The organism is Prolinoborus fasciculus (genome assembly GCF_056724605.1).
Genome location: NZ_JBWZQN010000049.1, coordinates 21,616 through 27,938 on the forward strand (window position 1 = coordinate 21,616; position 6,323 = coordinate 27,938).

At 41.8% G+C, this 6,323-nt stretch carries 6 protein-coding genes and 1 tRNA gene; 4 read left to right on the top strand and 3 right to left on the bottom strand.

Annotation, left to right across the window (positions count from 1 at the left end; all coding sequences use genetic code 11):
* Positions 1-112: 112 nt before the first annotated feature.
* Positions 113-940 carry a type I methionyl aminopeptidase gene (map, locus tag AC1P5O_RS11875; protein ID WP_004279051.1) on the top strand — a complete coding sequence of 276 codons (828 nt, stop codon included), beginning with the start codon at positions 113-115 and terminating at the stop codon, positions 938-940.
* Between the two features lie 254 nt (positions 941-1,194).
* The gene (locus tag AC1P5O_RS11880; RefSeq protein WP_004279052.1) at positions 1,195-2,430 is read left to right on the top strand and encodes a pyridoxal phosphate-dependent aminotransferase; all 1,236 of its coding nucleotides are present in this window, start codon (positions 1,195-1,197) and stop codon (positions 2,428-2,430) included.
* Between the two features lie 63 nt (positions 2,431-2,493).
* Here the strand turns inward: AC1P5O_RS11880 and AC1P5O_RS11885 are convergent, their stop codons facing one another.
* Positions 2,494-3,840 (bottom strand): MATE family efflux transporter, encoded by a 1,347-nt coding sequence (locus AC1P5O_RS11885; RefSeq protein ID WP_004279053.1) that lies wholly within the window; start codon positions 3,838-3,840, stop codon positions 2,494-2,496.
* 267 nt (positions 3,841-4,107) lie between these two features.
* Between AC1P5O_RS11885 and AC1P5O_RS11890 the strand changes: the two genes are divergently transcribed.
* Positions 4,108-4,545, top strand: a complete 438-nt coding sequence (locus AC1P5O_RS11890) for a PaaI family thioesterase (RefSeq protein ID WP_004279054.1) — start codon at positions 4,108-4,110, stop codon at positions 4,543-4,545.
* Between the two features lie 35 nt (positions 4,546-4,580).
* Here the strand turns inward: AC1P5O_RS11890 and AC1P5O_RS11895 are convergent, their stop codons facing one another.
* On the bottom strand, positions 4,581-5,036 hold the full coding sequence (locus AC1P5O_RS11895; RefSeq protein WP_004731657.1) for a hypothetical protein: 456 nt from the start codon (positions 5,034-5,036) through the stop codon (positions 4,581-4,583).
* 236 nt (positions 5,037-5,272) lie between these two features.
* On the opposite strand from AC1P5O_RS11895, the gene AC1P5O_RS11900 reads away from it, so the two are divergent.
* Positions 5,273-5,348: transfer RNA gene (locus AC1P5O_RS11900), tRNA-Asn, on the top strand.
* A gap of 195 nt (positions 5,349-5,543) precedes the next feature.
* On the opposite strand, the gene AC1P5O_RS11905 is transcribed toward AC1P5O_RS11900, so the two are convergent.
* Positions 5,544-6,197: a MiaE family protein gene (locus AC1P5O_RS11905; protein ID WP_004279057.1), complete on the bottom strand. Its 654-nt coding sequence runs from the start codon at positions 6,195-6,197 to the stop codon at positions 5,544-5,546.
* Positions 6,198-6,323: the final 126 nt, after the last annotated feature.

Here is a 6,323-nt window from a genome sequence, read left to right on the forward strand (position 1 = left end):
TTTTGCCTCATCGCACAAAGCCCGTGAAATTTATTCACGAAAAAGCATTTGATAAAATGGGCGGCTATTTATACCATAGTCACACACAAATTTCCAAAAGTTTTTAGAGATCATGAACAACACTTATCAAGCTCCACGTCGACTCATCAAAACCCCTGACGAAATTGAAAAAATGCGTGTGGCAGGGCGACTGGCGGCAGAAGTTTTGGATATGATCAAACCGCATATTGTTCCAGGTGTCACCACTCTGGAACTTGATACGATTTGTCATGACTATATTGTCAATCAACAACAGGCAATTCCTGCATGCTTAGGCTATGGCGCTGCACCGGGTCGACCTGCCTTCCAACATACTATTTGTACTTCTGTAAACCATGTGGTGTGTCACGGCATTCCATCAGACAGTAAAAAATTGAAAAAAGGCGACATCCTGAACATTGATGTGACCGTGATTAAAGATGGCTACCATGGTGACACCAACATGATGTATATCGTGGGTGGTGAAACTTCAATTCTTGCCAACCGTCTATGTAAGGTAGCGCAAGAAGCCATGTACCGGGGTATTGAAACTGTAAAACCGGGTTCAACTATTGGCGATATTGGTCATGCCATTCAGCAGTATGTTGAATCTGAGCGTTTTGGCGTGGTACGTGAATATTGTGGTCACGGTATTGGTACGACTTTCCATGACGAACCGCAAGTGCTGCATTATGGTCAACCAGATACTGGCATGGTGCTTGAAGAAGGCATGACCTTTACCATTGAGCCAATGGTCAATGGCGGCGACTGGAAAACCAAATTACTCGGTGATAAATGGACAGTGGTCACCAAAGATCACTCATTGTCGGCACAATATGAACATACAATTCTGGTGACTAAAACCGGCGCGGAAATTTTAACAGCACGCCCGGACGAAGATTTGTCACGCTTTAGTGCGTAACCACAACATCAACAACACAAAATGGTCACTTTAAAGTGGCCATTTTTATTTTATATTTCATGCATCAATATGCATGACCGAGATGTAACAAGTCTCTCCTCGCCTGCTCCCAGCGCATCGAAATTCAAGATAAAGTTCGGTCAATACACCATTTTTTCCTTAAAGTTTTCCAAATTCTTTTGCCCTATCTGCACCATTTTAGGCTAAGATAATGTGCTTTTTATTTTTTAATCCCTATAAGAAGGAATACTGCCGTGGACGTACGTCTCTCTGATCGTGTGAATGCCATCAAACCGTCCCCTACGCTTGCTGTGACCAACAAAGCTGCTGAATTAAAAGCTGCAGGTCACAACGTGATTGGTTTGGGCGCAGGTGAACCAGATTTTGATACCCCTCAACACATCAAAGATGCAGCAATTGCAGCGATTAACAACGGTTTCACCAAATACACCGCTGTTGACGGTACGCCAGGTCTTAAAAAAGCCATTATTGCTAAATTCAAACGCGACAATAACCTAGACTATGCAGCAAACCAGATTCTGGTTTCTTGTGGTGGTAAGCAATCATTCTTTAACTTGGCACTTGCTTTGTTAAACAAAGGTGATGAAGTGATTATTCCTGCACCTTTCTGGGTAAGCTACCCGGACATGGTGATCATCGCTGAAGGCGTACCAGTTATTGTGAAATGTGGTGAAGAACAACGTTTCAAAATCACCCCTGAACAATTAGAAGCTGCAATCACGGACAAAACACGTCTAGTGGTATTGAACAGCCCATCTAACCCTACAGGTATGATCTACACTAAAGCTGAGCTTGAAGCGCTGGCTGGCGTACTTCGTAAATACCCAGAAGTATTTATCGCATCTGACGACATGTATGAACCAATCCGTTGGGATGACGAGTTCTACAACATCGCAACTGTTGCTCCAGACCTTTATGACCGCACGATTGTGTTAAACGGTGTGTCTAAAGCTTATGCAATGACTGGCTGGCGTATCGGCTACGCAGCGGGCCCTGCTAAACTGATTGGTGCAATGAAAAAGATCCAGTCTCAATCAACTTCTAACCCAACTTCTATTTCGCAAGTTGCTGCTGAAGCTGCATTGAATGGTCCTCAAGACGTTCTTGAACCAATGATTGAAGCATTCAAACGTCGTCATGACCTAGTTGTGAAAGGCTTGAATGATATTCACGGTATTTCTTGCTTGCCTGCTGATGGCGCATTCTATGCATATGCCAACATCAAACCGTTGATTCGTGCCAAAGGTCTTAAATCTTGCACAGAATTCTCTGCATGGTTACTGGAAGAGACTGGCGTTGCAGTGGTTCCTGGCGATGCATTCGGTCTTGGCGGTTTTATGCGTATCTCTTACGCTACTGCTGACGAAGTACTGGTAGATGCCCTTGCTCGTATCAAGAAAGCTGCTGATTCTATCGAAGGCGTTGATGCTGCGATTGCTTCAATCGAAGCTGAAAAAGCTGCAAAATAATCTAGCTTCCTAGATAAAAAAACCCGCGAATTTCGCGGGTTTTTTTATGTTCTTCAACATGTATTAAACAGTGAGTCGTATTCGCTTATAGCTCAAGTATTTAATGAGCAAACAAACAAAACATAGACTTGCTGCAATCGTGTACGCAATACTCAACATCCACCAAAAACCATGAATCCCCAATGCATTGCTTTGCCAATTGAACAGTGTCATTGGATGATACGTCACATACCAACCACCACCTAAGCCCACGACCAGCACGGTACTGATAAAAATAAACATCGGTCTGACAATTTCTCGCCAGCAACGTAGCATTGCCAAACTAATCACCAGTAGCGCATCAAAGATATGCATCCAACACATTAACAGGATCAATGCCAAGGCTAATGCAATCACCTGCGCATCATTGCTAAATAACCCCACAATCCAACTATCTAAGCCCCAAATAGTCAACACGACAACGATAGCTATTAGCATCACAGCCATCAGTGCCCGCTTACTGAGTTGCCATGCAGCATCAATCTGCTCCGCACCAATTTGAGTCGACACCAAAATACCGAAGGCGGATGCCATCGACATCGGCAACATAAACATCAGGCCCAATAAACCAAGCATCACCTGATGTGCATTCACTACAATGTCACCCAAAGGCAAGATCAGCAAAGCAATCGCGCTGATGGCAAATACATCCACAAAAGTCACCACCGCATTGGGCAATCCAATTTTTAAAATTTTCAACAAAGTCTGCCAGTGAAAGAAAACACCAGACCACTGGATCTTTAACTTCTGCTCAAGGAAGAAAAAATAGTAAACAAACAACAGTACCCACTGCACAATTAAATGTGCCATGAATGCACCTTCAACCCCATAGCTTGTAACATAACCCTCAATGCCATAAATCAAGACATAAGCCAAAGCCACTTTGAGCAGTAAATAGATCATATTGGCGTAAAACACACGCTTAGCCTGCCCACAGGCTTGGGTGAAAATATATAAAATACGCAACAATAAATGCGCTGGAATCGTCCAAGCCAACAGCCACAGACATGGCACAATCAATGCCTGTAAGGCCGCATCTGCCTTTAAAAAATAAAGTAAAGGAGTCGCATGATTAAACAAGTACATCGCAACAGCAGAAATCACCAGTACAATCAAAATACTTTGCTTCACGATACGTTGTATATCCGCATAATCCTGACGTCCATTGGCTTCTGCCAGCTCTTGCATCATGCCCTGTAACACCCCAATACCCGTCACAAAGCACAAAGAATAAACAGACAAACAGACTGCCAATGCAGCCACATGCTGAGGTGAAAAATGTGATAGAAAAATCACGTCGAACAAACTACTGAGCATAATAATGGCATTACTGAGAAAAATAGGCACCCAAAGATGCAGAAACTGTTTCATCACCCTATCACTCGATTTTTTAATTCTTTTATAAGATTCGTTTTTTTTGGCAGATTATTTAGATCTGAGATATTTCATTAGAAATGTATACCAGTATCGTGCCATAAATTATTCTATTTCTTATTTTTTATAAAAATGATTTTACTCAGGTGCAGGCAATGCACTTCTTACAAAATAATCCGCCATTCCTATACCAGATTGCTATTATCGATGTCACAATTTTGAATTAAACCTCAATAACTCAAGAATAATGAAAGGAAAAGTACAATGAACCCAAAAGAAATGAGCGGTTTAGCATTACTGGAAGCGATGCGTGATGAAAAAATCCCGGCCCCAAGTATTAGCGAAACCATGTCGATGCAACCAGCAGTGATTGAAAGCGGACATGTAGAATTTAAGGTCAAAGCTGATCATCGACATTTAAATCCGCTTGGCGGCGTCCATGGTGGTTTTGCTGCAACCGTTTTGGATACCGTGACAGGCTGCGCGATTCATACTTTACTTGAAGCAGGTGTCGGTTATGGCACCATTGATCTGAATGTAAAGATGTGCCGCCCTATACCTCAGAATCAGCCACTGAAAGCCGTAGGAAAATCAATTAATCTCAGTAAAAATTTAGGTATTTCTGAAGGTCAGATTCTGGATGAAGAAGGTCGCCTGTATGCTCATGCCACTGCGACCTGTATGATTATTCGGACTGAATGAAATTGCTAGCCTGCACAACTCATCAGGTAATTCATTTAAATAATACTGCTTTTCGCCTGCCCCGCTTCAACAAATGACAAGCGTGGTCGAGTTAAGCCTTGAAACTCAAAATAATGCTTGGAAACATTGGCTAATTCCACATCTTGTGTTTGTGTTATTGAGGCTTGCCACGCTTTAGACTGATTGGTTCCCGTCAAAAGATTCCCAGAAATGGCATAGATATAAAGATCTTTGTCTCGCTCTTTCAGATAGTCTGCATTCAGGAAAACTTCAAAGTTAAATTGACGTTCAGTTTCTACCAACCATTTTTCTGCAAACCATAATTGCAGCAAATCACCTAAATAAAGTGATTTTTGCGCCAAGGGCCATAGCGTGATATGAGCGTCTTTAACCGGGATATAATACTGTGCAGGATCAGCAATAATTTGCAGATAGTTTTCTTGATAATAAGCCAGTTGAGAGAAAATTTGAGGGATGCTGAGCGTATTCATTCGCTGTCTCCGGTTTAGCCATTTTTGTGCTGGCAAGTAGGTTTAAATCCACACTGTTTGACCATTTGGTCAAACGACTTTATGGTTTTAATCTAGCAAGTGAAATTTATTCTGACAAGTATTTTTCGTGAAATTTATGCAATTGCCTAAATTAAAAACAGACAGGCTGTATTTATAATAAATATGATAATTTTTACTTGACCCCTGTCAAAATCTCTCTATAATCGCTTTCAGATTCTCCAATAGCTCAGTCGGTAGAGCGACGGACTGTTAATCCGCAGGTCCCTGGTTCGAGCCCAGGTTGGAGAGCCAAATTCAAGAAAGCCCACTCATAATGAAGTGGGCTTTTTTATTACTTAAAATTTGACGGCTTGTTATTTTCAAATATTTAAAATAAATAATTATTTTCAATCCCTCATAAAACTCGATATATAAATACCCCTCTTTTAAAATTTCGAGATATAAAAAATCCCCCATAGATGGAGGATTTTTAAGCTGTCACCGAGATTAAGCCGCTTGAGCCGGCACACCGCTATGAAAACGGAAAGTTTCATCAGGCGCGAGAATTAGCTGTTTTTCAACTTCACGAATATGCAAGATTCGCTCCTGAATATCCTCTTTCGGATTTTTCAGTTTCGCCGTGGTTGCCACATCCATCGCCAAAGCCAGATAGTCTTCAAAATGGCGAGATTCGGACTTGAGCAGATAACGGTAGTAACGTGCTAACTCATCATCAACACGCGAAGCAAGTGCGTAGAAACGCTCACAGGAACGTGCTTCCACAAAGGCACCAATCACCAAGACATCAATCAAGGCTTCAGGTTCAAAAGTCCGGATTTCTTTGCGTAAACCACCAGCATAACGCCCTGCACTCAAGTTCTGCCAAGCCTGACCGCGCTTGTTCATCAATTCAAGTACTTGCTCATAATGCAGCATTTCTTCACGTACCAGCTGCGCAAGCTTCACCTGTAGATCAACAAAATAACTATAGCGGAACATCAGGTTCATGGCAGTGCTAGCTGCTTTTTTTTCACAGTTGGCATGATCTTGCATTAAGATTTCAAGATTTTCGACCGCCATATCTAGCCATGCTTGCGGTGTTTCACAACCGAGGAAAGCAATCACTGGCTGCATCAGTTCATCATAATTAATATTCGACATAATTAACCTGAGTTCGACATAAAAAATAAATAAAAAAAAGCCTTAGCATCTGTAATATCTTGGTTACGAAGACAAAACATTTCAGAGCAAGGCTTTTTCATGGACTATATTACCGAATTATTTTGT